We start from the raw sequence: 25,269 nt of genomic DNA on the forward strand, positions 1-25,269 counted from the left end.
GGTTTTAGGAACTTTAACAACTTTAAGAAACGAATTTTCATCGCTCTGAATATAAAAATGGAGAGGACAACAATTGTCCTCTCCAGATGTTAGCTTTTATTCAACCCACTACAGTTGACAAAGAGCCTAAATGTATAACCAACTTTAGAATATCTTTGGTTTAGATATTCAAAGACAAATCTTGAATCATTCTAGAAAACTAGAAATATTAAGCTTCATCTTCTTTTTTGCGTTTCGCAACCAAACCTAGACCTACAAGACCAAGTGCAGCACCAAGTGCAACAATTCCAGATTTAGATTGTTCACCAGTGTTTGGCAACTCAGGACCTTTAGGTTTTTCTGGTGTTGGTGGTGTTGGCGGTGTTGGCGGTGTTGGTGGTGTTGGTGGTGTTGGTGGTGTTGGTGGTGTTGGTGGTGTTGGTGGTGTTGGTGGTGTTGGTGGTGTTGGTGGTGTTACCTTGTTGTTAAACTCAGTATCTTCAGGCATTTGTGAAGTAAGAGTCAACACTTTACCATCCTTAGTTACAGTAACTCCAACAGTCGCTACCATCTTATCGTACTCAACTCCAGCCTCTGTACCTTTCACTTCTTCTACATGATAGATATAAGTACCTTCTTGACCACGTTTGAATTCAAGAGCTGAGAACTTGATCTTACCTTCAGCATCATTGCTTACGGTTTCAATCACTTTACCATCTTTGTCTTTCAATACGAAGCTGAATTCACCAGCTTTCAACGCACGACCTTCCAATTTCTTCGTGAAGTTGAATTCAACTTTCACTGGAATATTAACAACACGTTTTTCAGTTGGTTTTTCTGGTTTTTCAACTGATTTCTTAGTTGGATCATATTGGTGAACAATTTGAGAAGCTGTATTTTCAATATCTACACCTTCTTTAGCAGTTCCCTTGATACGTGCTGGAATATCAAACTTGTAGTAACGTCCAAATGCTAATTTAGCAGTGTCGATTACTTGAGTATTTTCTGCATCTCCAAGTGACTTAGTCAAGTCAGTCTTAGATGTAGCAGTAATGACACCATCCACAATTGAGATATCAAACTTAGCTTTTACATCTTCACCAGTTACTGAATCATAAGCCTTAATTTCAGATACGTTAACATCCAAGTTTTCGCTATCATATTTATCTGTAATACCAACAGATTGAATATTGTGAGCTTCAGTGAATTTAGTTGTATCTAACCATACTTGGTAAACAACCTTATCACCCTTATGGAGTGTTTGAGTATTGATATTTTGCTTTTCATTATTATCAACTTTGTCCACGTATGGATCTTTGTTGGTATCAGCTACTTTATCAGTCAACTCTTTATCATCATCAAGGAGTTTATTTCCAGTGATATCAAATTTCTCTTCATTAAGAATATATTTCTCTGGATTGAACTCAGGAGTTTCTGGAGGAGTTACGACGTTGTTAAATTCTTTATCCGCAATGTCGCCTACAGTCGCGATAAGAACTTTAGCTGTTCCATCGTGTTTCACTGTAACTGTTACATTCGCTTTCATGGTGTCGTATGTAACGGTTGCGTCTGTTCCTTTAACTTCTTCTACTGTGTAGTTGTGTACGCCTTCTTGGCCTTTCTTGAACTCAAGTTTAGAGAACTTAACGTTACCAGCCGCATCATTGCTTACAGTTTCAAGAGTATTACCTTCTGAATCTTTAAGAACGAAGCTGAATTCGTTGGCTTTAAGCTCACGACCTTCCAAACGTTTAGTGAAGTTGAATTCCACTTCAACTGGTACGTTGTTTACACGTTTTTCAGTTGGTTTTTCAGGTTTTTCAACTTTCTTAGTCGTTGGGTTGTAGTAGTTAACTACTTGAGCCGCAGTATTTTCGATATCTACTCCGCCAGGTACATCAGCTTTATCAGTTTTAACTGTTGTTGGGATGTCGAACTTATAGTAACGTCCGAAAGCGAATTTAGTTGTGTCGATGATTTGAGTATCTTCTGCATCGCCAAGTGACTTAGTGAAGCCAGCTTTAAGGGTTGCAGTGATTACTCCACCTTCAACTGTGATGTCGAATTTATCTGTTACTTCTGCGCCTGTTACTGAATCGTAAGCTTTGATCTTAGTAGCGTCAAGGTCCAATTTAGCTTCATCGTAGTCATCTGAGATTCCTACTGATTGGATGTTGTCCTTGTTAGCTGCGTCAAATTTAGTTGTATCCAACCATACTTGGTAAACCAACTTGTCGCCACGTTTCACAGTCTTCGTATTCAAGTTTTGAGCTTCGTTGTTTGATGCATCGTCCGCATATGGGTTCGCATTGGTATCTGCGTACTTGTCTGCCAACTCTTTATCATCATCAACGAGCTTGTCACCTGTGATATCGTATTTCTCTTCAGAAACAACATATTTCTCTGGTTGGAACTTAGGCTCTTCTGGTGGAGTTACAACGTTGTTGAACTCTTTGTCAGCGATGTCTCCAACTTTAGCTACAAGAACTTTAGCTGTTCCATTGTGAGAAACAGTTACTGTTACATTCGCTTTCATTGTGTCGTATGTAACGGTTGCGTCTGTTCCAGCTACTTCTTCTACTGTGTAGTTGTGTACGCCTTCTTGACCTTTCTTGAATTCAAGAGCTTTGAACTTAACGTTACCAGCCGCATCGTTGCTTACAGTTTCAAGAGTCTTACCTTCTGAATCTTTAAGAACGAAGCTGAATTCGTTTTCTTTAAGCTCACGGCCTTCCAAGCGTTTAGTGAAGTTGAATTCCACTTCAACTGGAACATTGTTTACACGTTTTTCAGTTGGTTTTTCAGGTTTTTCAACTTTCTTAGTAGTTGGGTTGTAGTAGTTGACTACTTGAGCCGCAGTATTTTCAATATCTACACCACCAGGTACATCAGCTTTCACTGTTGTTGGGATGTCGAACTTGTAGTAACGTCCGAATGCGAACTTAGTTGTATCGATGATTTGAGTATCTTCTGCGTCTCCAAGTGACTTAGTGAAGCCAGCTTTAAGAGTTGCAGTGATCACACCATTGTTCACAGTGATATCGAATTTATCTGTTACTTCTGCGCCTGTTACTGAATCGTAAGCTTTGATCTTAGTAGAATCAAGTTCCAATTTAGCTTCATCGTAGTCATCTGAGATTCCTACTGATTGGATGTTGTCCTTGTTAGCTGCGTCAAATTTAGTTGTATCCAACCATACTTGGTAAACCAACTTGTCGCCACGTTTCACAGTCTTGGTGTTCAAGTTTTGAGCTTCGTTGTTATCAGTTTTATCTGCGTATGGGTTGGCATTTGTATCTGCGTACTTGTCTGCCAACTCTTTATCATCATCAACGAGCTTGTCGCCTGTGATATCGAATTTCTCTTCAGAAACAACGTATTTCTCTGGTTGGAACTTAGGTTCTTCTGGAGGAGTTACGACGTTGTTAAACTCTTTATCAGCTGGTTCAGTTACGTTAGCAACCAATGCTTTAGCTGTACCGTCATGAGATACTGTTACAGTTACTTCTGCCTTCATAGTATCGTAAGTGACAGTTGCGTCTGTACCTTTCACCTCTGTTACAGAGTAAGTGTAAGTACCTTCTTGACCCTTCTTGTATTTAAGGGCAGTGACTTTTTCACCAGCTTTATTTGTGTACTCTACCGGAGAGAATTTAATCTTACCATCTGCATCGTTGGTTGCAGTCGCAATCACAATATTGTCGCTGTCTTTCAACTCGAATGTAAATTCGCCAGCTTTAAGCTCACGACCTTCCAAACGTTTTGTGAAGTTGAATTCTGCAGTGATTGGTACAGAGTTTACACGTTTTTGAGTTGGTTTTTCTGGTTTTTCAACAGATTTGCTTACTGGGTTATAAACATGAACGATTTGGTTGGCTTTATTTTCAATATCCACTCCACCCGCAACGTCATCTTTAACAGTTGCTGGGATATCAAATTTATAGTAGCGACCAAATGCAAATTTAGTTGTATCGATAACTTGTGTATTATCAACATCACCTAATGATTTGTTTACAGAAGTCTTAGATGTTGCTGTAATGACACCATTTTCAACCTTAATGTCAAACTTGTCAGTTACGTCATCCCCAGTTTCACTGTCATATGCTTTAATATCAGCAGCGTTAACAGTTAATTTATCTGCATCGTAGGTATCAGAGATTCCAACAGATTGGATGTTGTTTTTGTCAGTGAAGTTCTTAGTATCCAACCATACTTGGTAAACTAATTTATCACCACGTTCAACAGTCTTAGTATTGATGTTTTCTGCTTCGTTGTTTGAAGTTCCATCTGCATATGGGTTTGCATTTGTAGCAGTGTACTCATCAGTCAACTCATCGTCATCATCTACAAGTTTTGTTCCTGTAATGTCAAATTTCTCTTTGTTAAGAACAAATTTTTCAGGTTGGAATTCAGGTGTTTCAGGAGGAGTGATCTTGTTGTTGAATTCTTTATCATCAGTTCCTTCTGTTGAAGTTCCATCAGCATTGACACCGCCAGTTGATGTTACGTTTGTTACAGTAGTCAATGTGTGACCATTCTTAGCAACTTCAACTGTGACTGTTGCTTTCATAGTGTCATAAGTCATACCAAGCTCTTTAGTAGATGGGATAACTTCTTCTACTGTATAAGTATGAGTTCCAACTTTAGTATTATCAAATGATAATTCAGTGAATGTTACTGTTCCGTCAGCTTTATTTGTTACTGTTTCAAGAGTTTGACCAGTTGAATCTTTAAGAACAAAGCTAAATTCGCCGTCTTTAAGTTCACGACCTGCTAATTTCTTAGTAAAGTCAAATCTTGCAACGACTGGAGCTACATGGTAGTTATTGAACTCAGTATCATCCGGCATTGTAACTGCTGCATTCAGGAGGCCAGTTGAAGCATCTTTCGTAACTGTTACGGTTACTTCTGCATTCATTGAATCATAGTCAATGTTTGTGTCAGTACCAGCTACTTCACGTACAGTATAGGTATGAGTACCTTCTGCATCGTATGAGATTGCATCAAATTGGATAGTTCCATCAGCCGCGTTTTTCTTCGTTTGGATAACATTTCCATTTTCAAGCAATTCAAATGTAAAGGCATCTGCTACCAGTTCTTTACCTTCGAGTTTCTTAGTAAACTTGAATTGAGCTTGTGTTGCAGTTGGTGTGAAGGTATTGTTAAATTCTTTATCTGCTGGAAGTGCTGCTACAGCAGTAAGAGCGTGACCTGATTTTGTAACAGTAACTGTCACGTTTGCCTTCATGGTATCGTAAGTCATGCCAGCTTCTTTTGTTTCTGGAATAACTTCTTCTACAGTGTAGTTATGATCACCGACTTGAGCATTCGTAAATGTCAAGGCGTCAAATTTAACGTTACCAGCGGCATCGTTTTGTTTTGTTTGGATAACAGTGCCATCTTTGTCTTTCAATACAAAGCTAAATTCACCAGCCTTGAGTTTACGGCCTGCAAGAGCTTTACTAAAGTCAAATTGGGCAGTTACAGGCGCCACAACGTGGTTGTTAAAGACTTTATCATCAGTACCAGTTGCTTCACCACCTGTTGAAGTCATTTCAGTATTAGCTACCAAGAGACCTGTATTCTCATCTTTTGTAACTGTTACTTTAACTGCGATAGTCATTGCATCGTAGTCTACATCAGCTTTATCGCCTTTAACTTCTTTAACTGTGTAGTTGTAGACTCCTGCTTGGTCAAATGACAATTCGCTAAAGTTAATCTTACCGTCAGCTTTATTAGTTACAGTTTCATTAACATTGTTATCACCAGTCAAAGTGAAGCTAAAGTCACCTGCATTCAAGTTACCATTTGAGAGTGATTTATCAAACTCAAGGTTTACTTTAACAGGAGATGGTGTGAAGGTATTGTTGAACTCTGTATCTGCAGGAAGTGTGTTTGTTGCTTTAAGCACATGACCTTCCTTAGTAACAGTGATTGTCACTTCAGCCTTCATGGTGTCATAAGTCATACCTTCTTCTTTAGTTGGTAAACCTGACACTTTATTTGTTGGGATAACTTCTTCAACAGTGTACTTGTGTGTACCAACTTGAGTGTTGTCAAAGGTCAAATCGTCAAATGAGATAACACCAGCTGCATTATTTGTTTTCGTTTGGATTGTTTTACCAGTTGAATCTTTCAAGGCAAATGTAAATTCGCCATCTTTCAACTTACGGCCATCCAATTTCTTGCTGAAGTCAAACTTAGTCTTAACTGGAGCTACAACATAGTTGTTGAAAACCTTGTCATTTTCACCTTCAGCATGACCACCTGTTGATGTATAAACTGCCTGAACTTCAAGTTTATCTTGAGCATTTTGTGTAACGGTAACTGTGAGAGTAACCTCCATACCATCATAGTCAACATTCGTATCTGAACCAGCAACTTCTGTAATCTTATAAGTATAAGTACCTGGTTTTTCGAAAGTTAGTTCACTAAAGGTTGCCTTACCATTTTTGTTTGTAACAGTTTCTTGGTGTGTACCACCTTCTTGTTTAAGAGTAAAGCTAAAGTCACCATCGTTCAAAGTACGACCATCAAGAACTTTGCTTACTTCAGGTGTATAAGTTACTGGTTCTACTTTTTCATAGTAGTAAACGGTTGATTTATAAGGTGTTAGACTATTCAACAAGTCAACGTTAATACCACTACTAAATATTCCTTTTACTAATTGTTCGTTTGAAATAGCGTAACCAATGTTGTCTCCCAAGAATGGTACGAATACTGTTTTCTTAGGTGTATACCCGGCAGCTGTTTGGAAGCCAAACTCAATTTCTTTACCATTTGGATAGTATACCCCATCTTTATCCGTGAAAGCAATTGTATTAAGAGGGGTTTTCTTAACAACCAAGTCTTCAGTGTTAGCATTTCCTGGTTTGATCGGTTTGGTTTCTGCAAGAAGCATATAACCATCGGTTTCTAATGTACCATCAGAACGTTTGCTCTGTTGTCTTGGATCAAGGAGATAAACACGAATAACAACTGTACCATCTTCTCCAACAATTTCTTTGATACGCTTAATGCCATAGCGGTCAGCATCCATAAATTTGCTACCAACTGTGTAAGGGCGAGAAGCGTAACCAGTCATGCTATCTGGATCCGCTTTTTGGTAAAGCTTGTAACCAGCAAATTTACGTTCACCAGAAGCAGTGAAATTTTGACCTTCTGTAGCAGTCAAGGTGTACTTAGCTAGTTCAACTTCATTTCCGTTTGCTACATAGTCTTGAACTGTTGTATCTGTTTTGTTAGCCTTGTAGGTAGAGTTTGACTTGTCTACAACCTTATAGTAAGTCGTTTTAGTCACTACCTTTGGAAGTTTGAAGTTACTGTCAGTAATCGTACGTCCATTGTAAGCAGGTTCTACGACGTTCATCACGTCAGTCGAAGTACGAGCATTATAAACGGCAGTATATCGCGCTTGTTCATCAGGAGTAAGTGTGTGTCCCGGTGCTACTAAAGATGTAATACTATCTCCAACTTTATATCCGACTTGCAAAAAAGGCTCGTCAGTTTTATCACCAGCTGTCCCCTTACCTGCTTGGTAATCAATTTGGAAGGTCAACTCAGAATTTGACTTGGTTGCAGTTGTCGTAAATTGTTGAACACCACTAGTAGCAGTGATAGTCTTCGTTTCAACTACTGCACCAGTTGTCTTATCAATCAATTCCGCAACAGAATCAGTTGAGTCACTAAAGTTCTTATAGATACGAACGTAGTAGTTAGTATTGTAGCGTTCATTGAATTTTGTAAGGTCTAAGATACTAAATGTATAGTAATCTCCAGCTTTTCTTTCATAACCAGCAGGCACATTCTGTGATTTAACAGTTGCACCAGCAGGATCTGACATATCTGGATCCGCTACTTCACCGTCCTTAAGTGTAGCTGATGTTGCTATTGCTTCTGTATTATGGTCAGTTGCAGCACGACGGTTACGGCGACGACCACCATTTGTAGCCAAAGCGCCCGCATTGACAGTGTTCTCAGCTGCCAAAGCAAGTGTTTCTGTATCTACTAGTGGTTTTGCTTCAACATTTGCTGCACTAGCAGTTGTATCAAGGCTAGTTGCTTCAGCTACAGCTGAAAGTTCTGATTTAGGCTCAGATTTGTCCTCTGGTTTAGATTCAGTCTTTTCTTCTGCCTTAGGCTTAGTTGTTACAACTTCTTCTACTTTTGAAGCAGTTTCTGCTACTGGTTTAGAAGATTCTAGTTTTGCCTCAGGAATAACAGATGTTTTTTCCTCAGCTTTTGTTTCTTCTGATTTTACTTCTTCAGACTTAACTTCAGGTATTGATGTTTCTGGCTTAACTTCTGAAGTTTCGGAATTAGCTGAAGTTACCACATCCGTTGATGGCTCTTTCAACTTTTCCTTGTCGTCCTTGTTGCCGACTAGTTCAGTATTCTCAGCATTTTGCTTTGCTACAATCTCAGCAGCATTTACAGCACTACCGTTAGCCATCATGAAGCTAAGGGTTGTTCCTAAGAAAACTGATGCGACACCAACTTTGTATTTTCTTAAAGAAAATCGTTGTTGCTCTCTTCTTATCATGTGATAAGCTCTCCTTTTTTAACATTTTAACTAATAATATGTAAGTTTATTGACTTTTTACAGAAAAGAAAATGGTCTTCCCCACATTACCAGTAACGCTAACAGTATACCATATCGTAGCCTTTTAAATCAAGAAAAACAGAATTAACATCATTCTCTTTTTGTAATTATTATTCATTTTTACGACAATTAATTCAACTTAAATAAATGTTTGTTGATGTCGTTTTTTTTATCCAATCGTATTATTACAACTTTTATATCTACATATCACCTTCATCCAATGATGTTTTCTATATAAAAAGCTCTAAACATTTAAATTAAATATTTTTTTATTCAATTCAAATGTTTAGAGTAAATTTTATTTTTGTAAAATTACTGATTACAAGATAGATATCTGATAAAGACTGATCCTAAAATATATATTTTCTTAAAATATTTGATAAAGCTTGATAACCTGAAACACTGAGGTGAAGACCATCCGTTGTATAGTCTGCCTTGAGTTGCCCTTCCTGATCGAGTAGGTTCTCGAAAACAGATACGTATTCAACCTGCATATAGGCAAAGGAAAGGTCTTGATAGGCTTGGTTCCAGGCCTTGATTTTCTCATTGGTACGAATATAAACTGTCTGCTTGAAGTCCGTACTCTCATTGACCGGCAAAATGGAAACTAGCTTTATCTGTGACAGTGGATAGTCGCGAGAAATGGTTTGAATCACGCTCTCAAGATTGTTTAGCGCTTCATTCATTGGAACATCTTTTCCAATGTCATTTGTCCCAATCAAAAGTACAATTTGATCCACTGCATCGCCATAAAGATGAGCATCAAGATTTTCTCGTAAAAGTCCCGTCTGGTAGCCTCGAATCCCTCGATTCACAATGGTTTTTGACGTTTCCAATAATTCTTGCAAGGGATAATATTCAATAATGGAATCCCCGATAAAAATGATATCTGGTTCAATTACCGAGATTTGATTAAGTTCACGATACTTGGTTTGAATTTTCTCTTGCTCTTTTAAGAGCCAGTTCTCTAATAATTGTACTGCCAAGTTATTCTCCTTCTTCTAGCCAGTTTTCTAAAACTTGGTAAACACCTGCCTGACTGTTAGCTGGCGCTATTTTGGTGGCTACTTCTTTGACAGTCTCCTCTGCATTTTCCATCGCATAAGAAACACCTGCTAACTCTAACATTTCGATATCATTTTCACTATCACCAAAGGCCATAATTTGTTCAGGTTTCAAGTCCCAACGTTTGAGTAATTCTTTTAAGCCCCATGCCTTATGAATCCCATCTTGTAAGATATCAATACAGCCGTAGCCACTCGAAACAGCTCGAACATGACCATCAAACAAGTCATTGATTTCCTGTAAAACAGAATTTGAACGTTCTTCACCAACAACCATACTCATCTTAAGGACACCTCCAAAGAGACTGGAATCAAATTCATCAACAAAGTGCATTCGTTGATAAAATTTCTCTATCATCTCCGAAGTCATAAATTTATCAAGTTCTGTAAAAACAGTTCCTTCCTTGACAAAACCACCATTCATAGCAGTTACGACAAACTGATCCTGACACTCTCTGCCTTTAAAATGGCCCAAAGCCCTATCAACCATAGCATCGTCCCAAGTCTGAGCTTGAATCAATTGATCATTTTCGAATATACGAGCGCCATTAGCAACCACGAGAACTACTCTATCTGCTAGATGTCCCAGTAATTGTCGCATTCGATGAACTTCATTTCCAGTTGCAATGACAAAACGAACATCTCGTTGATCTAGCTGATCTAAAATTTTCTCTAGTCGAGGTAGGTCCAGTCGTCCTTGAGGATCCAACAAAGTACCGTCCATATCCGTCGCTATTATCTTAATATCCATCTTGCTCCTCTTTTAATGTCACTACCACTTCAAACCTACATGCTCGTTCATTTCTTTATAGGCTGTATCAATCCGTTCCTTGGTGGCCTCGTCTAACTGACTTCGGTATTTCCCGCCCTCTATAAAATCTTCCAAGATATAGGTTTGGTAAAGATAGAGTGGGTAGCCTTCTGGAGAATAGCCTCCCTTTGGAGTACGACTCACCCAACTTGGATGAGCTTGGGCCGTCTCGATAGTTGTTTTACCGGATTTCTTCTTAATGGTTACATCCATGAGGACTCCACGTTCCGTCCACTTGGCATTTTCAACATCCTGCATGGTTTCAATCCGTTGATTTGAGATAAAATTCCCCATAGAGTAGATGATAAGCTTTTTATCACCGTCTTTTTCAACCGTTTCAGCTGGTTCAACAACGTGAGGGTGACCACCAAAGATAATATCAGCTCCCCAATCAATCATTTTATGGTAAAGTTTCTTTTGCTCCTCAGTCGGCTCAATTTGATACTCAACTCCCATCTGAGGCATGATAATTGTAATATCCGCCTCCTTCTCTGCTCGTTCAATTTCAGCCTTCATTTTATCTTCATCTAAGTCTGAAAGATAACGATTATAATCCTCTTGAGAAATGCTTTGTTCAATACCATTAAAACCATAGGAATAAGCTAAAATAGCAACTTTAATACCGTTGACTTCCTTAATCAGTAAAGGTGCCTTGTCTCGTGATTCATGGGTATAGACCCCGACCGGTGTCATTCCTGCTTTTTCAATAGCATCTGCGGTTGAAACGACTCCCTCAATCTGAGAATCTAAGATATGATTGTGAGCCAAGTCTAGCACTTGATAGCCCGCATCTTTTATAGCATCCATAACTTCACCAGGTGCATTAAACAAGGGATAGCCTGCAAGATAATGGTCTTTATTTACAGTTCCTTCAAAATCACCAAGAACTAAGTCTGCTTGCTTCAGCCAAGGTTTTACATACTCAAAATTATCATGAAAATCATAGGTGCCATCTGATTTTTTGGCTGAAATGTAGATAATGTCATGATAGAGCAAATCACCATTGGCCATGATCCGAGCACTTGTTTCTTGTTCCGTCTCTGCATTCTTTGCCTGAGAACTTGACTGTTGGTGTGTGGAACTTGGATCACTACTGCTTAAAGAAATCCCTCGAGCTCCTTCCACTAATAAAGTAAGCAGCATCGAGATAACTACCGAAGCTAACAAGACCACAATAAAAGTGCGATTATTCCACTGCTTATAGTTCCTGAAAAAACGAACAGAATGTCTAATAGCTTGTAAAACGAGACCACTTTTTCTTCTACTACTACGTTGTTCCATAACTTTTCTCCCATAATTTTAAAGTCATATTTCTCATTCTATTATACCACAGACAAATAGGTATTTCCTTTTATTCTATAATTTTTTAACAGCTTCTGTGACTTTCTTTCTCGTCTGTTTTGTGTTATCATGTAATTGTAATGGAAGGAAAGGAAAGAATATGTCTGCTATAGAACGAATTACCAAAGCTGCTCATTTAATCGATATGAAAGATATTATCCGCGAAGGGAACCCTACTCTTCGTGCCGTTGCCGAGGAGGTCTCTTTCCCCTTGAGCGACCAAGATATCATTCTTGGAGAAAAAATGATGCAATTTTTGAAACACTCGCAAGATCCTGTTATGGCTGAAAAATTAGGGCTACGTGGAGGTGTTGGGCTTGCTGCACCACAGCTGGATATCTCAAAACGCATCATCGCCGTACTGGTACCAAATATCACCGAGGAAGGTGAAACTCCTCAAGAAGCCTATGACTTACAAGCTGTTATGTACAATCCTAAAATCGTCTCACACTCAGTTCAAGATGCTGCTCTAGGTGAAGGAGAAGGTTGCTTGTCTGTTGACCGTGCTGTTCCAGGTTATGTTATCCGCCATGCTCGAGTAACTGTTGACTATTTTGATAAAGATGGAGAAAAGCACCGCATCAAACTAAAAGGCTATAATTCTATTGTAGTTCAACACGAAATTGACCACTTAAATGGCATTATGTTCTACGATCGTATCAATGAAAAAGACCCATTTGAAGTTAAAGATGGTTTACTCATTCTTGAATAAAGAAAATCCCGTTGCAAGACGGGATTTTGTGTTATAATGAAGATATGAAAACAAACGATATTGTCTATGGCGTTCATGCCGTCACAGAAGCTCTTTTAGCAAATACTGGAAACAAACTCTACCTTCAGGAAGATTTACGAGGAAAGAATGTGGAAAAAGTTAAGGAATTGGCTACTGAAAAGAAAGTATCCATTTCTTGGACTTCTAAAAAATCACTTTCTGAGATGACTGAAGGAGCTGTTCACCAAGGTTTTGTCTTGCGCGTTTCTGAATTTGCCTATACTGAACTTGAGCAAATTCTTGCTAAGACACGCCAGGAAGAAAACCCACTACTACTAATCCTTGATGGTTTAACGGACCCACATAATCTCGGTTCTATCTTGAGAACAGCGGATGCAACCAATGTTTCAGGTGTTATCATTCCCAAGCACCGAGCTGTCGGCGTCACTCCTGTCGTAGCAAAAACAGCAACAGGTGCGATTGAACACGTTCCCATTGCCCGCGTTACCAATCTCAGCCAAACCTTGGACAAACTCAAGGATGAAGGCTTCTGGACATTCGGTACTGATATGAACGGAACTCCTTGCAACAAATGGAATACCAAAGGAAAGATTGCCCTCATCATCGGAAATGAAGGCAAAGGTATCTCTAGTAACATCAAAAAACAAGTAGATGAAATGATTACTATTCCTATGAATGGTCACGTACAAAGCCTCAATGCCAGTGTTGCTGCAGCCATTCTCATGTACGAAGTCTTCAGAAATCGACTCTAATAAAAAGTGAGGTTGGGACAAAAGATCCCGACCTCACTTTTTATTAGCAATCAAACTTTGACACGGTAGCTGATTGAACTTTTTTTTCGTCTTTTGGACTCCAAAAAGCTCCTAATCATCCTCGCGGGGCTGGGACTACGAAATCGAGACTTGTCTATCGATTTCTATCCCACCGCCTTTTTAACTATGTTCAGTAATATATTTATAGGCCTCTTGACCTGCAATAGCACCATCTCCAACAGCTGTTGTAACTTGTCGAAGGTCTTTGTGGCGAACATCTCCAACTGCGAAGACCCCTGCAACGCTTGTTTTCATGTGGTCGTCTGTCACAATCCAACCCGCTTGGTCTCGAATCTGCAACTCTTGGACGAAGTCACTAACTGGATCCAATCCAACATAGATGAAGACACCACCAAAGGCATGTTCAGTCACTTGATTTGTTTTAACATTTTCAATGACAACTGACTCCACACGGTTTTCACCCTTGATTTCTTTGACAACCGAATCCCAAATGAAATTGATTTTTTCATTGGCAAAAGCTCTATCTTGCAAGACTTTTTGAGCACGAAGCTCATCACGACGGTGAATGATAGTTACAGACTTAGCAAATCGTGTTAAGAAGATTGCTTCTTCAACTGCTGAGTCACCTCCACCTACAACCAACAAATCTTGGTCACGGAAAAAGGCTCCATCACAAACCGCACAGTAAGAAACACCACGGCTATTGAGTTCTTCTTCACCTGGAACTCCCAAGAGACGATGTTTAGAACCAGTCGCCACGATAACTGTGCGAGTTTCATAAACTTGGTCGTCTGTTACGACTTTTTTAAATTCCCCATGATCCTCAACATTTTCAACGAAGCCATAGAGATGCTCAACACCCAGATTTTCAAGAGGTTCAAACATTTTTTCAGCTAATTCAGGACCACTGATATTAGCATAACCTGGATAGTTTTCAATGTCAGAAGTATTATTCATCTGACCTCCTGGAAGGCCTCCTTCAATCAAAGCCACTTTCAGATTACTGCGTGCTGCATACAAGGCTGCAGTCATCCCAGCAGGACCTGCACCGATAATAATCGTATCGTACATTCTCTTTCCTTCTTTCTTGTTGTAACTATTTTTATTCTAACGAATTAAATCCCATTTTACAACTATTAAGCCTTGAGAACCAACAAGATGCTCATGGTTGCAAATGACAATACTGGAATGGTCAAAACTCCAATCATAATCATATCGTAGAGATGGGCTTGACGTGCTTTAGCAGTTTTATCAACCCCCGACAGAGCTCTAAGTCCAATCCAGAGTCCCAAAATAATCAAGACCAGTAGAATTGTCAACACTAAACTCTCTAAATACAAAGCAAATAGCTGAACTAGCATGCTCTCTCTCATTTCTATTAATTTTAAAGAGCAAACCCAGTTAGCCTAGCCAACTGAGTCTTTCTTATCTTCTATTATATCAAATATAGGTCCGTTTGTAACTAGCAAAGAATTCTTTTGTTCGTTCTTCTTTAGGATGATTGATAATCTCATCTGGTGTTCCAGACTCAATAATCTTTCCTTTATCCAAGAATAAAATCTTATCAGCTACCTGAGAAACAAAGGACATATCGTGACTGACCAAAATCATAGTTTGACCTGATTTGGCAGCATTAGCAATAGATCGTTCTACCTCACCAACTAATTCTGGATCAAGGGCTGAAGTAGGTTCATCCAAGAGCAAGATTGCTGGCTTCATGGCTAAAGCACGCGCCAAAGCTACCCGTTGTTTTTGTCCACCTGATAAGTGGCGAGGATAGTGCTGTTGGCGATCAGAAAGACCAACCTTAGCCAACTCTTCTTTGGCAATCTTAGTTGCTTCTTCGTCGGAAAGTTTTTTAACAACTACCAAACCTTCCTTGACATTATCTAAGGCTGTTCTACGTTCGAATAAATTAAATTGTTGAAATACCATGGACAACTTACGACGAAGAGTCAGGATTTCTTCTTGAGTGATCTGAGAAAAGTCGACTTTAAAGTCATCAATCTGAATGCTTCCACTATCAGGTGTTTCCAGATAATTTAGGCTACGAAGAAAGGTAGATTTACCCGCTCCTGATGAACCAATCAATGCCACTACTTCCCCTTTTTGAATATCTAAATTCAGATGATCCAAGACGGTTTGACCTGAAAAGGATTTGCTTAAATTTGAAATCTTAATCATTAGCGAAGGTCTCCTTTCAAATCTGTTTTCGCATTATCTGGTGCTTCGATGGCCATTTTTCTCTCAATAAAGCGACCAAGATTTTCAATAGCGATATTTACCACCCAGTATACAAGAGCAACTGAGATGAAACGTTCAAAGTAACGGTAGTCTGCACCACCCAAAATCTGAGCTTGTGCAAAGACTTCTACAACACCAGCACTAAAGGCTAGGGAAGTACCCTTAGTCAAACCGATTAGGGAGTTAATCAAGGTTGGAGTCGCTACTACCGCTGCATTTGGAATAATCACACGACGGTAAACTTGTGCACGTGTCATTCCAAGACTACGAGCGGCTTCAATCTCTCCAGGATTAACAGAAAGAATAGCAGCACGGATAGTTTCACTAGCGTAAGCTGCTTCGTTAAAAGCAAAAGCTACAATTGCAAAAGCTGCAGCCGGAATCGCATTGATATTAAAAGCAGTTCCCCATTGTTGATTTAACGCTTTTAATGCCAGAGGAATTCCATAGTAAGTCAACATCAACTGCACTAGGATTGGTGTCCCTTTTAAGAAACTAACAAAAAATGCTTGTAATGGATAAAGAATTCTAACGCGATTAATTTTTACAATAGCAAAAACCAAAGCCAAGATGATACCAAAAAAAGCACCAAATACTGTCAACATCAATGTTGTTGGCAATTGTTGTACAATTCTTGGAATCCCATCAAAGACAGAACGAAAACTAAACAGTTTACCGTCTGGAATATACTGCATCAAGTTTTGGTACCAATCTGATGCTAAAAGTGTTGTAACATTCATAGAAACATCCTCTCCTGATAATGAATCATTCTATCATACTTCTGCCTAGATTTAAAATATTTGCTACGTGCAGAAGAGACTTTGTCTACCTACTAGTTTATCATACTTTAAAAGTGTGAGGTTATATATTTTACCTATCAAGGAGATAGAAAAAAACTATTTCAAATCCAAGTTGTCGTAGGTTTTACGATAGCCAATTTGTTTAACAACACCATTCTCCACTAATATTGGACGTTTTAATAACATACCATCACTGGCCAAGAGTTTGGCTGCTTCTTTATTGGATAAAGTCCCAACCTTATCTTTTAAGCCCAGTTCACGGTATTTAATTCCACTGGTATTGAAAAATTGCTTCAACTCAAATCCTGAAGTTTCAATCCAATTTAAAATGACCTCCTCGCTCGGAGTTTCTTCTACAATATGAACATCTTTATACTCTAGCCCGAGTTGATCTAACTCTTTTTTGGCTTTTTTACAAGTTGTACATTTTGGGTATTCGATAAATTCTAACATTTTCTTTTCTTTCTGTTCTTTATTCTCTTGAAATGCTGCACCTTCATGCTTTAAGAGCCAAGCCTTCTTGTCAATTCCTGAAGCATAGCCTGTTAGACGATTACCAGCACCTAATACGCGGTGACAAGGTACTAGGATAGACCAGGGGTTGCGCCCCACAGCACCTCCGATTGCCTGAGCCGAAGCTATCTGCAAGTCCTTAGCTATTTGTCCATAAGTAACAGTCTGACCAAAAGGAATTCCACGCAAGTAGTTCCAGACTCTTTTTTCAAAGTCACTACCAACAGGAGCCAAAGGTAACTGAGACAAATCTTGAGTTTGTCCTTTAAAATAAGCATCTAAATAGCTAGCAATTTGATTTAAAATGGGATGACTTTCCACCTCAACTAGATTACCTAGCGACAAACCTCGCTCAAAATGGGTCTGTGCTTCAACCCATATCCCAAACAGATAGTGATCATCTGCTACCAAAGATAAGATTCCAATCGGAGACTTGTACAGCATCTTTGCATACTGCTTAGGCATTTGATTTTATTTTTTGATAGGCCAAACGTTCCCCATCTACTGGAACTTTACCGACCTGTTTAAAACCAAGCTTTTCAAAGATATGTTGCATGGACTTGTTTTTAGCGTGCGTATCTGAACGAAAATCTAGGTAATCAAAACCTTCAATCAAGCCTTCCAAGAAGGTCTGGGCAACACCTTGCCCTTGCACATCACTAGCGACAGCAATACGGTGAAAAACTAGATACTCTGACTCTCTTCCTTCCCAGCTTCCATCATAAATGGCTTCATAGGCTTTTTCTGGACTCTTGGTTACTGCTGCATAAGCTAAGAGTTCTCCTTCTTCCAGTGCTACATAAGCCTGACCTGAGATAATATCTTCGATAATCGTATCAGTATTTGGATAACCATTTTGCCACTGAGTGCTACCAGCTTCCGCCAAGCATTTTTTAGCTTCCTCAATCACTTGCATAATTGCATCTACTTCGTTTGGAAAGGCTAAACGAATTTCCATCTTATCTCCTCTTTTCTGACTAGTTTCTCTCATCATAGCATAATTTAAGGCTTTCTACAAGCAGTTAAAACTTGACTTTTTATTTATATTATTTTATAATCTAGTTATCAAAACTAGATAAACAGGAGTTGGAAATGAAATCTACTTTTTCCTACCCAGAATGGGACGAAATTCCAAACATTGATCTCTATTTGGATCAGGTCCTACTTTATGTAAATAAAGTTTGTTCCCCAATTTCTCTTGCTAAAGAGAAAGGTTTAACTGCATCAATGGTGAACAACTATGTCAAACACGGCTATATCACCAAACCTGAAAAGAAAAAATACCAACGCAAACAAATCGCCCGATTGATTGCTATCACAACGCTCAAGTCTGTTTTTTCAATCCAGGAAATTGCTCAAACCCTTAATACCCTACACACAGAGACTAACTCAAAAGATCTTTACAATGCTTTTGTAGACTACATGAACGAAGACCTAGACCCAGCTAATCCTATTATCCAAGCAAGTTGCCAAACGGTTAAACTCTATCATCAGACACTTGCTCTTGTCTATACAGAAAATGAAGAGGAGGAAACAAATGAATACTAGTTTTAAACTTAGCAAGCGCCTTAGTTTTGGAGAAGAGATAGCAAACAGTGTCACCCATGCTGTAGGGGCACTTATCATGCTGATTTTGCTCCCTATCTCATCGACTTATAGTTATGAAGCTCATGGATTTTTATCATCGATTGGGGTGTCGATTTTCGTTATTAGCCTCTTTCTCATGTTCCTTTCATCGACCATTTATCATTCTATGGCTTATGGTTCCACTCATAAGTATGTCTTGCGCATTATCGACCATTCCATGATTTATGTTGCGATTGCTGGCTCTTATACTCCTGTCGTTTTGACCTTGATGAATAACTGGTTTGGTTATCTGATTATCGCCATTCAGTGGGGAACAACTATTTTTGGTATTCTTTATAAAATCTTTGCCAAAAAAGTCAATGAAAAATTTAGTCTAATTCTCTACTTAATCATGGGTTGGTTAGTTGTGGCTATCCTACCAGCAATCATCAGTCAAACAAATCCAATCTTTTGGACTCTTATGGTATCAGGTGGGCTTTGCTATACAGTTGGTGCTGGATTTTACGCTAAGAAGAAACCATACTTCCACATGATCTGGCATCTCTTCATCCTAGCAGCTTCAGCTCTCCAATACATTGCCATTGTTTATTACATGTAAAAATAGGCCGGGAAAATCCCGACCTATTTTTATTTGCACATGTTGATAAAGTATTGATGCAAGCGAAGATCATTTGTCAATTCAGGATGAAAGGAGGTTACGAGCATATTCTTTTCTTGTACCGCAACGATTTGATTGTTCACTACTGCCAGAACATCAACACCCTTACCAACTTCACTAATAATAGGTCCACGGATAAAGGTCATGGGAATCTTGCCAACACCCTTGCAGTCTGCTTCTGTATAAAAGCTTCCTAGCTGACGTCCATAGGCATTGCGCTCTACTACTATGTCCATGTTAGCCAGATGAGTCTCTTCCTGAGAGGTAATCTGTTTCGCTAGTAAAATCAAACCAGCACAAGTCCCAAAGACTGGTAAACCATTGAGAATAGCCTCTCTTAGAGGAAGTAGCATCTGTTGGTCACGTAGGAGTTTTCCCATAGCTGTCGACTCGCCTCCAGGTAAAATCAAACCTGACAGCTCACCTCGATGTTGCTGAAAGTCTTCTAGATTTCGCAGTTCAACACTTTCAACTCCTAGTTTGGCAAGGACTTTCTCATGCTCTACAAAGGCGCCTTGCAAGGCCAATATTCCAATTTTCATCTATTTTCCTCGCTCAGCCATGAGAATTTGGATTTCATTCTCATTGATACCAACCATGGCTTCTCCCAAATCTTCTGAGATTTGAGCTAAAATTTGAGGATTTTGATAGTTTGTAACTGCCTTGACAATTGCTGCTGCACGTTTAACAGGATCACCTGATTTGAAAATCCCTGAACCAACAAAGACACCTTCTGCACCTAGCTGCATCATAAGAGCAGCATCTGCAGGTGTTGCTACACCACCTGCTGCGAAGTTCACGACTGGTAGTTTTCCATGTTCGTGAACGTATTGAACTAATTCTACAGGTACTTGGAGTTCTTTTGCTGCGACATAGAGTTCATCTTCACGGAGATTTTGAATGCGACGGATTTCTTGATTCATCATACGCATATGGCGGACTGCCTGAACGATGTCTCCTGTTCCAGGTTCCCCTTTTGTACGGATCATTGATGCTCCTTCAGCGATACGACGTAAGGCTTCTCCTAGATCTTTAGCACCGCAAACAAAAGGAACTTGGAATTCTTTCTTATCCACATGGAAACGATCGTCAGCTGGAGATAGCACCTCACTCTCATCGATATAGTCAATCTCGATGGCTTCTAAAATCTGTGCTTCAACAAAATGCCCAATTCGAACCTTGGCCATAACTGGAATGCTGACTGCGTCTTGGATTTCCTTGATCATCTTTGGATCGCTCATACGAGAGACACCACCAGCTGCACGAATATCAGCTGGAATTCGCTCCAAGGCCATAACAGCTGCCGCACCTGCAGCCTCTGCAATTCTTGCTTGCTCAGGATTTTGAACATCCATGATGACGCCACCTTTAAGCATCTGTGCCAAATTTTTATTTAATTCATAACGATTTTCAGTCATTTTCTCTTCCTCAATAGTTGTATTGGTAGCTACAATTTTATTTTAAGGTAGAAATGACTCAAGTACAAGATAAAAAAAATCGATTTGTCCGGGTACAATTATATCAATCATCAAAAAAGTACCCATAGAAGGTACTCTTATTTCTTAGATTTTTTAATGTTTTTAACAAGATAAAACAGATATCCTGAAACCATATAGGCAACAAAGATAGTAGCTGCCCATCTAAAGACAAAGCCCCAACCATGTTTGGTAGCATTCAAAAAGAAATAAGGGAAGGGACTATCCTTAGCGTTAGGGACATCCATCTTTAGAACAAAACCGTTTAAGATGGCAAAAATCATATAAAACAAAGGAAGGCTGGTCCAAAGCATGGGATCAAACCACTTATATTGACGACTCTTATCAAAAATAATTGTATCTGCTAAAAACCAGAGAGGTACGATATAATGACAAAGGAAATTTTCCAAACGGTAAAAATCTGTCGTCAAGGGAGCTAGCATGAAATGATAGATGACACAAGTAATCATGATACTCATAGTGACACCACCTTTGAGACGTAGAATTCCAGGACTTTGCCAACTATCACCGCCACTACGCATCTTTAACAAAAGATAAGCTGTAAAGATGACAACCAAAAGGTTGGAAAGGACTGTATAGTAAAGCAACATCCCTAAACCACCACGTTTGGTAATTTCCAGATAGACCCCTGTAAATGCGGCTAAAAACATGAAAGCCCGGCTGAAAAAAATTATTTTATTCCAAACAGTCATGATTAGATCTTTTTAACAAATTCTGATTTTAATTTCATAGCACCAAAACCATCAATCTTACAATCGATGTTGTGGTCACCTTCAACAATACGGATGTTTTTAACACGTGTTCCTTGCTTAAGGTCTTTTGGAGCGCCTTTTACCTTAAGGTCTTTGATCAAGGTTACTGTATCACCGTCAGCCAATTTATTTCCATTAGCATCGATGGCAACAAGGCCGTCTTCAACCTCTGCTTGCTCAGCAGGATTCCATTCATAAGCACACTCTGGACAGACTAGCAAGGCTCCGTCTTCATAGACATATTCTGAATTACATTTTGGGCAATTTGGTAGATTGTTCATTTTATCTCCTTCTATTTTCATGATTGTTTGATTGTCAAATTTTCGTTAACAGAATCTATTATACCTTAAAATTTAAAATTTGACAAATTGCTAAAAAACCGACTCACCACTATCGTGGTCAATCGGTTTAAATTTCAAATTAAAAATGTTTGACTGCTTCTGATTTAATTTTTTCGACAACTTCTAAAATACTTAGCCCTGTTGTGTCCAAATAGATTGCATCATCAGCCTGCTTAAGAGGAGAGGTTTCACGATGACTATCTTTATAATCACGCGCAGCAATCTCTTCTTTCAAAGTTTCCAAATCTGTTTCGATCCCCTTTGAAAGATTTTCCTTATAACGGCGTTCCGCACGCTCATCCACTGAAGCAACAAGAAAAATCTTCAATTCAGCCTTAGGCAAGACCACTGTACCAATATCTCGACCATCCATGACGATTCCGCCTTGTTGGGCAATTTCTTGCTGAAGGGCTACCAATTTTTCACGAATAGCTGGAATAGCTGCAAAAGCAGATACAGTATTAGTTACTTCATTTTCTCGAATTGGATTTGTCACATCAACATCTCCAACAAAAACAAGCTGTTCTCCTGTTTCAGCACGACCAAAGCTAATCGGATATTGTTCCAATAATTCAAGAAGTCGAGATGACTCTTCTGGACTTACTTGGTTGTTCAAAGCGATGTAAGTCGCAGCACGATACATGGCACCTGTATCCAAGTAGGTATATCCAAAGTCCTTAGCGATAATCTTAGCTACTGTACTCTTACCACTTGAAGCTGGACCATCAATAGCGATCTGAATTGTTTTCATTCTAACTCCTATCTTGTCTTAAGGACATCACCAGGATTTGCAAACCAAGTTCCTGAAGACATATGACCAGGGTTCAAGGCTTCAAGCTGGGCAATAGAAATGCCTGCTCTAGCTGCAATAGCTGCCTCACCTTCACCTGCAAGGACAGTAATGGTTCCCTCAGCATTTGTATGTTCCTCTGAACTACTTGAAGAAGTTGATTCTGCTTCAGAACTTGATGCTTCAACTGAACTACTTGAAGATGTTGAAGATACTTCCTCTACCTTAGGCGCAGAAGAATCATGAAAATCTTTCAAGGCTGCCGTACGATCACTTCCACCAGATGACAGGTAGATTAGAATAGCAATCATACCGACAACGATAACAAAGAAAATACAAGCCAAAATCGTTAAAATACGATTAGCTCCTACTCCTGATTCCTTATTTCCTCTGCTTCTGCGTTCCGAACGACTTTCCTCGATATCGTAAATATCTTCTTGCCATGGTTCCTTTTCCATACCTTACTCCTTGTTTTTTTTCTAATTTCTTATTACAATATAAATATGAAAATCACACTTATACCTGAACGATGCATTGCCTGTGGGCTATGCCAAACCTATTCTGATTTATTTGATTACCATGATAATGGTATTGTGCGTTTCTATGATAATCCTAATCAACTAGAGAGAGACTTCCCAGCTAGTGAAGAACTGCTAGAGGCTGTAAAACAGTGTCCTACTCGCGCACTCATCAAAGATTAATTTGTCATCAGTGGTGATTCGATTTCCAAATACCACTTCCTCTAGTTTAGCATATTTTTCCAGAAAATTATAGTCTTTTGAAGGACTTATTTTTAGCAAATCTTATCTTGACTCACTCTGTTCTTTTATCAGATAGAGGGGTCTTTTTTTCGTTTCCAGATAGATTTTACTGATATATTTTCCGAGAATCCCAATCGTCAATAATTGGACACCACCAAGAAATAGAATGACAGCCATCAGAGAGGTCCAACCAGAAGTTGGATTGCCAAGTAAGAGAGTACGGACAACTACAAACAGTGTCATCACCAAAGCCAGAAAACATGATGAAAGACCAGCAACAAAAGCTAATATCAAAGGAAAATCTGAAAAATTCACAATCCCTTCGATAGAGTAGAAAAAGAGTTGTCTAAAGCTCCAACTAGTCTTACCTGCCCGCCTTTCAACATTAGGATATTCTAGATAGTGAGTGCGAAAACCAACCCAGGCAAAGAGCCCTTTGGAAAAGCGATTGTATTCTGTCAATTCCAACACCGCATCCGCAACTGTTCTTCTCATCATTCGAAAATCACGAACACCCGATGGAAGAGCTACTGGGCTAATTTTTTGCATGAAACGATAAAAAAGATCGGCGCAGAAACTACGTAAAAAGGGTTCCCCGTCTCGACTAGTTCTCCTAGTTCCAACACAATCCAAGTCTGGATTCTGATCTAGTAGTTCTTTCATCTCAAGCAAGAGGCTTGGTGGATCCTGAAGGTCTGCATCCATAACCACTACCAAATCTCCACTTGCTTGTTGTAAACCTGCATATATAGCCGCTTCCTTCCCAAAATTTCGCGAGAAAGAGATATAATGTACTGCAGGATTTTTCTCTCGATAAACCTTTAAAAGATCCAAAGTCTTATCAGTCGAACCATCATCTACAAAAATGAATTCGATTTCTGTTCCCAAATCTGGAATCAGTGCTTCAAGAGTTTGATAAAAAAGAGGAAGTACTTCCTCTTCGTTTAAACATGGGACTATGATTGAAATCATCATCTTAGTCTTCAAATCCATTTGGATGCTTGCTTTGCCAACGCCATGCGTCTTCACACATTGCTGTAATACCAAGTTCTGCTTCCCATCCTAGCTCTTCCTTAGCTTTTGCTGGATCTGAGTAGCAAGCTGCGATATCACCCGGACGACGTTCAACGATACGGTAAGGAATTGGACGTCCGACTGCTTTTTCCATATTTTGGATAATTTCAAGGACAGAGTAACCTTTTCCTGTACCAAGGTTGTATATGTTTAGACCTGAACCTTTTTGAAGCTTCTTAAGGGCTGCAACGTGTCCTTTCGCAAGGTCAACAACGTGGATATAGTCACGTACACCTGTTCCATCTTCTGTATCGTAGTCATCTCCAAAGACCTGAACTTGTTCCAACTTACCAACTGCGACTTGTGTCACATATGGAAGAAGGTTATTTGGAATACCGTTTGGATTTTCCCCCAAATCACCGCTCTTATGCGCTCCGATTGGGTTGAAATAACGAAGCAACACAACGTTCCATTCTGAATCAGCTTTATAGATATCTGTCAAGATTTCTTCAAGCATCAACTTAGTACGACCATAAGGGTTAGTAGCAGAAAGAGGGAAATCTTCGAGGATTGGAACAGTATGCGGATCTCCATAAACTGTTGCTGATGAGCTGAAGATGATGTTCTTACAGTTAGTCTCTTCCATAACTTTCAAGAGACTGACAGTTCCAGCGATATTGTTATCATAGTAAGCAAGAGGGATACGTGTAGATTCCCCTACAGCCTTCAAACCAGCAAAATGGATGACTCCTGTTGGTTCTTCATGTTTGAAAATATCACGAAGTGTATCTGTATCACGAATATCTGCTTCGTAGAAAGGAATTTCTACTCCTGTGATTCTTTCGACTACTTCAAGACTTTTACGACTACTATTTACCAAATTATCCACGACAACTACTTGGTGTCCAGCTTGGACCAGTTCGATGACAGTGTGAGTTCCGATAAAACCTGCTCCACCTGTTACCAGAATTTTTTCTTGCATTTTATTTCCTCAATTCTTGGATTATTTT

23 protein-coding genes and 1 pseudogene are annotated in these 25,269 nt (G+C 39.2%); 5 read left to right on the forward strand and 19 right to left on the reverse strand.

The features are described from left to right. Positions 1-208 precede the first annotated feature (208 nt). The 4 genes from QM460_RS03925 to QM460_RS03940 form a co-directional block, all read right to left on the reverse strand. Positions 209-8,521, reverse strand: coding sequence for a Spy0128 family protein (locus QM460_RS03925; RefSeq protein WP_414289292.1), 8,313 nt, complete (start codon positions 8,519-8,521; stop codon positions 209-211). 410 nt (positions 8,522-8,931) lie between these two features. Further along, positions 8,932-9,567 carry an SGNH/GDSL hydrolase family protein gene (locus tag QM460_RS03930; protein ID WP_414289293.1) on the reverse strand — a complete coding sequence of 212 codons (636 nt, stop codon included), beginning with the start codon at positions 9,565-9,567 and terminating at the stop codon, positions 8,932-8,934. 1 nt (position 9,568) lies between these two features. After that, positions 9,569-10,396: a Cof-type HAD-IIB family hydrolase gene (locus QM460_RS03935; protein ID WP_414289294.1), complete on the reverse strand. Its 828-nt coding sequence runs from the start codon at positions 10,394-10,396 to the stop codon at positions 9,569-9,571. A gap of 21 nt (positions 10,397-10,417) precedes the next feature. Continuing rightward, the gene (locus QM460_RS03940) at positions 10,418-11,737 is read right to left on the reverse strand and encodes a CapA family protein (protein WP_414289295.1); all 1,320 of its coding nucleotides are present in this window, start codon (positions 11,735-11,737) and stop codon (positions 10,418-10,420) included. Positions 11,738-11,897: 160 nt separating this feature from the next. Between QM460_RS03940 and def the strand changes: the two genes are divergently transcribed. Both def and rlmB read left to right on the forward strand, forming a co-directional pair. Beyond that, positions 11,898-12,509 (forward strand): peptide deformylase, encoded by a 612-nt coding sequence (gene def, locus QM460_RS03945; RefSeq protein ID WP_001272935.1) that lies wholly within the window; start codon positions 11,898-11,900, stop codon positions 12,507-12,509. Positions 12,510-12,553: 44 nt separating this feature from the next. Beyond that, the gene (gene rlmB, locus QM460_RS03950) at positions 12,554-13,282 is read left to right on the forward strand and encodes a 23S rRNA (guanosine(2251)-2'-O)-methyltransferase RlmB (protein WP_049548287.1); all 729 of its coding nucleotides are present in this window, start codon (positions 12,554-12,556) and stop codon (positions 13,280-13,282) included. Between the two features lie 180 nt (positions 13,283-13,462). Here the strand turns inward: rlmB and trxB are convergent, their stop codons facing one another. From trxB to QM460_RS03985, 7 genes and pseudogenes are all read right to left on the reverse strand, one after another. Next, positions 13,463-14,374 carry a thioredoxin-disulfide reductase gene (trxB, locus tag QM460_RS03955; protein ID WP_414289296.1) on the reverse strand — a complete coding sequence of 304 codons (912 nt, stop codon included), beginning with the start codon at positions 14,372-14,374 and terminating at the stop codon, positions 13,463-13,465. Positions 14,375-14,439: 65 nt separating this feature from the next. Next, the gene (locus QM460_RS03960; RefSeq protein ID WP_000960970.1) at positions 14,440-14,664 is read right to left on the reverse strand and encodes a DUF4059 family protein; all 225 of its coding nucleotides are present in this window, start codon (positions 14,662-14,664) and stop codon (positions 14,440-14,442) included. A 79-nt stretch (positions 14,665-14,743) separates the two neighbouring features. Beyond that, on the reverse strand, positions 14,744-15,487 hold the full coding sequence (locus QM460_RS03965) for an amino acid ABC transporter ATP-binding protein (protein WP_414289297.1): 744 nt from the start codon (positions 15,485-15,487) through the stop codon (positions 14,744-14,746). After that, positions 15,487-16,287, reverse strand: a complete 801-nt coding sequence (locus tag QM460_RS03970; protein ID WP_414289298.1) for an amino acid ABC transporter permease — start codon at positions 16,285-16,287, stop codon at positions 15,487-15,489. The genes QM460_RS03965 and QM460_RS03970 overlap by 1 nt, the downstream gene beginning before the upstream one ends. A 156-nt stretch (positions 16,288-16,443) precedes the next feature. Beyond that, positions 16,444-16,800: a Spx/MgsR family RNA polymerase-binding regulatory protein gene (locus QM460_RS03975; RefSeq protein WP_371620933.1), complete on the reverse strand. Its 357-nt coding sequence runs from the start codon at positions 16,798-16,800 to the stop codon at positions 16,444-16,446. 15 nt (positions 16,801-16,815) lie between these two features. Continuing rightward, a pseudogene (locus QM460_RS03980) lies at positions 16,816-17,325 on the reverse strand (methylated-DNA--[protein]-cysteine S-methyltransferase); the annotation flags it as partial. Next, positions 17,318-17,818: an N-acetyltransferase family protein gene (locus QM460_RS03985; protein WP_414289299.1), complete on the reverse strand. Its 501-nt coding sequence runs from the start codon at positions 17,816-17,818 to the stop codon at positions 17,318-17,320. The pseudogene QM460_RS03980 and the gene QM460_RS03985, both read right to left, overlap by 8 nt. A gap of 134 nt (positions 17,819-17,952) precedes the next feature. Here QM460_RS03985 and QM460_RS03990 point away from each other — a divergent pair, with 134 nt between their 5' ends. Next, positions 17,953-18,408: a DUF1836 domain-containing protein gene (locus tag QM460_RS03990; protein WP_414289300.1), complete on the forward strand. Its 456-nt coding sequence runs from the start codon at positions 17,953-17,955 to the stop codon at positions 18,406-18,408. Continuing rightward, positions 18,398-19,045 (forward strand): PAQR family membrane homeostasis protein TrhA, encoded by a 648-nt coding sequence (gene trhA, locus QM460_RS03995; RefSeq protein WP_001097751.1) that lies wholly within the window; start codon positions 18,398-18,400, stop codon positions 19,043-19,045. The genes QM460_RS03990 and trhA overlap by 11 nt, the downstream gene beginning before the upstream one ends. Positions 19,046-19,074: 29 nt before the next feature. Here trhA and pdxT read toward each other — a convergent pair whose 3' ends face one another. From pdxT to QM460_RS04025, 6 genes are all read right to left on the reverse strand, one after another. Beyond that, a complete protein-coding gene (gene pdxT, locus QM460_RS04000) occupies positions 19,075-19,647 on the reverse strand; it encodes a pyridoxal 5'-phosphate synthase glutaminase subunit PdxT (protein ID WP_414289301.1) in 573 nt (190 codons plus the stop codon). Continuing rightward, on the reverse strand, positions 19,648-20,523 hold the full coding sequence (gene pdxS / locus QM460_RS04005) for a pyridoxal 5'-phosphate synthase lyase subunit PdxS (RefSeq protein ID WP_223339211.1): 876 nt from the start codon (positions 20,521-20,523) through the stop codon (positions 19,648-19,650). It abuts the gene before it with no gap. A 137-nt stretch (positions 20,524-20,660) separates the two neighbouring features. Beyond that, positions 20,661-21,293 (reverse strand): Pr6Pr family membrane protein, encoded by a 633-nt coding sequence (locus QM460_RS04010; protein ID WP_414289302.1) that lies wholly within the window; start codon positions 21,291-21,293, stop codon positions 20,661-20,663. A 2-nt stretch (positions 21,294-21,295) separates the two neighbouring features. Further along, the gene (locus QM460_RS04015) at positions 21,296-21,634 is read right to left on the reverse strand and encodes a zinc ribbon domain-containing protein YjdM (RefSeq protein WP_001061595.1); all 339 of its coding nucleotides are present in this window, start codon (positions 21,632-21,634) and stop codon (positions 21,296-21,298) included. A 139-nt stretch (positions 21,635-21,773) separates the two neighbouring features. Then, positions 21,774-22,445 (reverse strand): (d)CMP kinase, encoded by a 672-nt coding sequence (gene cmk / locus QM460_RS04020; RefSeq protein WP_414289303.1) that lies wholly within the window; start codon positions 22,443-22,445, stop codon positions 21,774-21,776. Positions 22,446-22,453: 8 nt separating this feature from the next. Beyond that, the gene (locus QM460_RS04025) at positions 22,454-22,942 is read right to left on the reverse strand and encodes an SAG1386/EF1546 family surface-associated protein (protein WP_000410178.1); all 489 of its coding nucleotides are present in this window, start codon (positions 22,940-22,942) and stop codon (positions 22,454-22,456) included. Between the two features lie 45 nt (positions 22,943-22,987). Here QM460_RS04025 and QM460_RS04030 point away from each other — a divergent pair, with 45 nt between their 5' ends. Continuing rightward, a complete protein-coding gene (locus QM460_RS04030; RefSeq protein ID WP_414289304.1) occupies positions 22,988-23,185 on the forward strand; it encodes a ferredoxin in 198 nt (65 codons plus the stop codon). Between the two features lie 102 nt (positions 23,186-23,287). Here QM460_RS04030 and QM460_RS04035 read toward each other — a convergent pair whose 3' ends face one another. Continuing rightward, on the reverse strand, positions 23,288-24,238 hold the full coding sequence (locus QM460_RS04035) for a glycosyltransferase family 2 protein (RefSeq protein ID WP_414289305.1): 951 nt from the start codon (positions 24,236-24,238) through the stop codon (positions 23,288-23,290). Beyond that, entirely contained in the window at positions 24,222-25,241 is a 1,020-nt protein-coding gene (galE, locus tag QM460_RS04040) for a UDP-glucose 4-epimerase GalE (RefSeq protein ID WP_414289306.1), read from the reverse strand. Before galE ends, QM460_RS04035 begins: the two co-directional genes overlap by 17 nt. Positions 25,242-25,269 lie beyond the last annotated feature (28 nt).

The sequence above is a fragment of the Streptococcus infantis genome, assembly GCF_047464415.1.
In the GTDB taxonomy this organism is placed as follows: domain Bacteria; phylum Bacillota; class Bacilli; order Lactobacillales; family Streptococcaceae; genus Streptococcus; species Streptococcus infantis_AE.

Excerpts from the sequence above, each read along its gene's own strand:
- QM460_RS04015 (WP_001061595.1), bottom strand. The coding sequence starts at position 21,634 with ATGAACAATCTACCAAATTGCCCAAAATGTAATTCAGAATATGTCTAT.
- def (WP_001272935.1), top strand. The coding sequence starts at position 11,898 with ATGTCTGCTATAGAACGAATTACCAAAGCTGCTCATTTAATCGATATG.
- cmk (WP_414289303.1), bottom strand. The coding sequence starts at position 22,445 with ATGAAAACAATTCAGATCGCTATTGATGGTCCAGCTTCAAGTGGTAAG.
- QM460_RS04025 (WP_000410178.1), bottom strand. The coding sequence starts at position 22,942 with ATGGAAAAGGAACCATGGCAAGAAGATATTTACGATATCGAGGAAAGT.
- QM460_RS03975 (WP_371620933.1), bottom strand. The coding sequence starts at position 16,800 with ATGTTAGAATTTATCGAATACCCAAAATGTACAACTTGTAAAAAAGCC.
- QM460_RS03960 (WP_000960970.1), bottom strand. The coding sequence starts at position 14,664 with ATGCTAGTTCAGCTATTTGCTTTGTATTTAGAGAGTTTAGTGTTGACA.
- QM460_RS03970 (WP_414289298.1), bottom strand. The coding sequence starts at position 16,287 with ATGAATGTTACAACACTTTTAGCATCAGATTGGTACCAAAACTTGATG.
- QM460_RS03925 (WP_414289292.1), bottom strand. The coding sequence starts at position 8,521 with ATGATAAGAAGAGAGCAACAACGATTTTCTTTAAGAAAATACAAAGTT.
- QM460_RS03935 (WP_414289294.1), bottom strand. The coding sequence starts at position 10,396 with ATGGATATTAAGATAATAGCGACGGATATGGACGGTACTTTGTTGGAT.
- pdxS (WP_223339211.1), bottom strand. The coding sequence starts at position 20,523 with ATGACTGAAAATCGTTATGAATTAAATAAAAATTTGGCACAGATGCTT.
- QM460_RS04030 (WP_414289304.1), top strand. The coding sequence starts at position 22,988 with ATGAAAATCACACTTATACCTGAACGATGCATTGCCTGTGGGCTATGC.
- QM460_RS04010 (WP_414289302.1), bottom strand. The coding sequence starts at position 21,293 with ATGACTGTTTGGAATAAAATAATTTTTTTCAGCCGGGCTTTCATGTTT.
- trhA (WP_001097751.1), top strand. The coding sequence starts at position 18,398 with ATGAATACTAGTTTTAAACTTAGCAAGCGCCTTAGTTTTGGAGAAGAG.
- QM460_RS03990 (WP_414289300.1), top strand. The coding sequence starts at position 17,953 with ATGAAATCTACTTTTTCCTACCCAGAATGGGACGAAATTCCAAACATT.
- pdxT (WP_414289301.1), bottom strand. The coding sequence starts at position 19,647 with ATGAAAATTGGAATATTGGCCTTGCAAGGCGCCTTTGTAGAGCATGAG.
- galE (WP_414289306.1), bottom strand. The coding sequence starts at position 25,241 with ATGCAAGAAAAAATTCTGGTAACAGGTGGAGCAGGTTTTATCGGAACT.
- QM460_RS03985 (WP_414289299.1), bottom strand. The coding sequence starts at position 17,818 with ATGGAAATTCGTTTAGCCTTTCCAAACGAAGTAGATGCAATTATGCAA.
- QM460_RS03940 (WP_414289295.1), bottom strand. The coding sequence starts at position 11,737 with ATGGAACAACGTAGTAGTAGAAGAAAAAGTGGTCTCGTTTTACAAGCT.
- QM460_RS04035 (WP_414289305.1), bottom strand. The coding sequence starts at position 24,238 with ATGGATTTGAAGACTAAGATGATGATTTCAATCATAGTCCCATGTTTA.
- trxB (WP_414289296.1), bottom strand. The coding sequence starts at position 14,374 with ATGTACGATACGATTATTATCGGTGCAGGTCCTGCTGGGATGACTGCA.
- QM460_RS03965 (WP_414289297.1), bottom strand. The coding sequence starts at position 15,487 with ATGATTAAGATTTCAAATTTAAGCAAATCCTTTTCAGGTCAAACCGTC.
- rlmB (WP_049548287.1), top strand. The coding sequence starts at position 12,554 with ATGAAAACAAACGATATTGTCTATGGCGTTCATGCCGTCACAGAAGCT.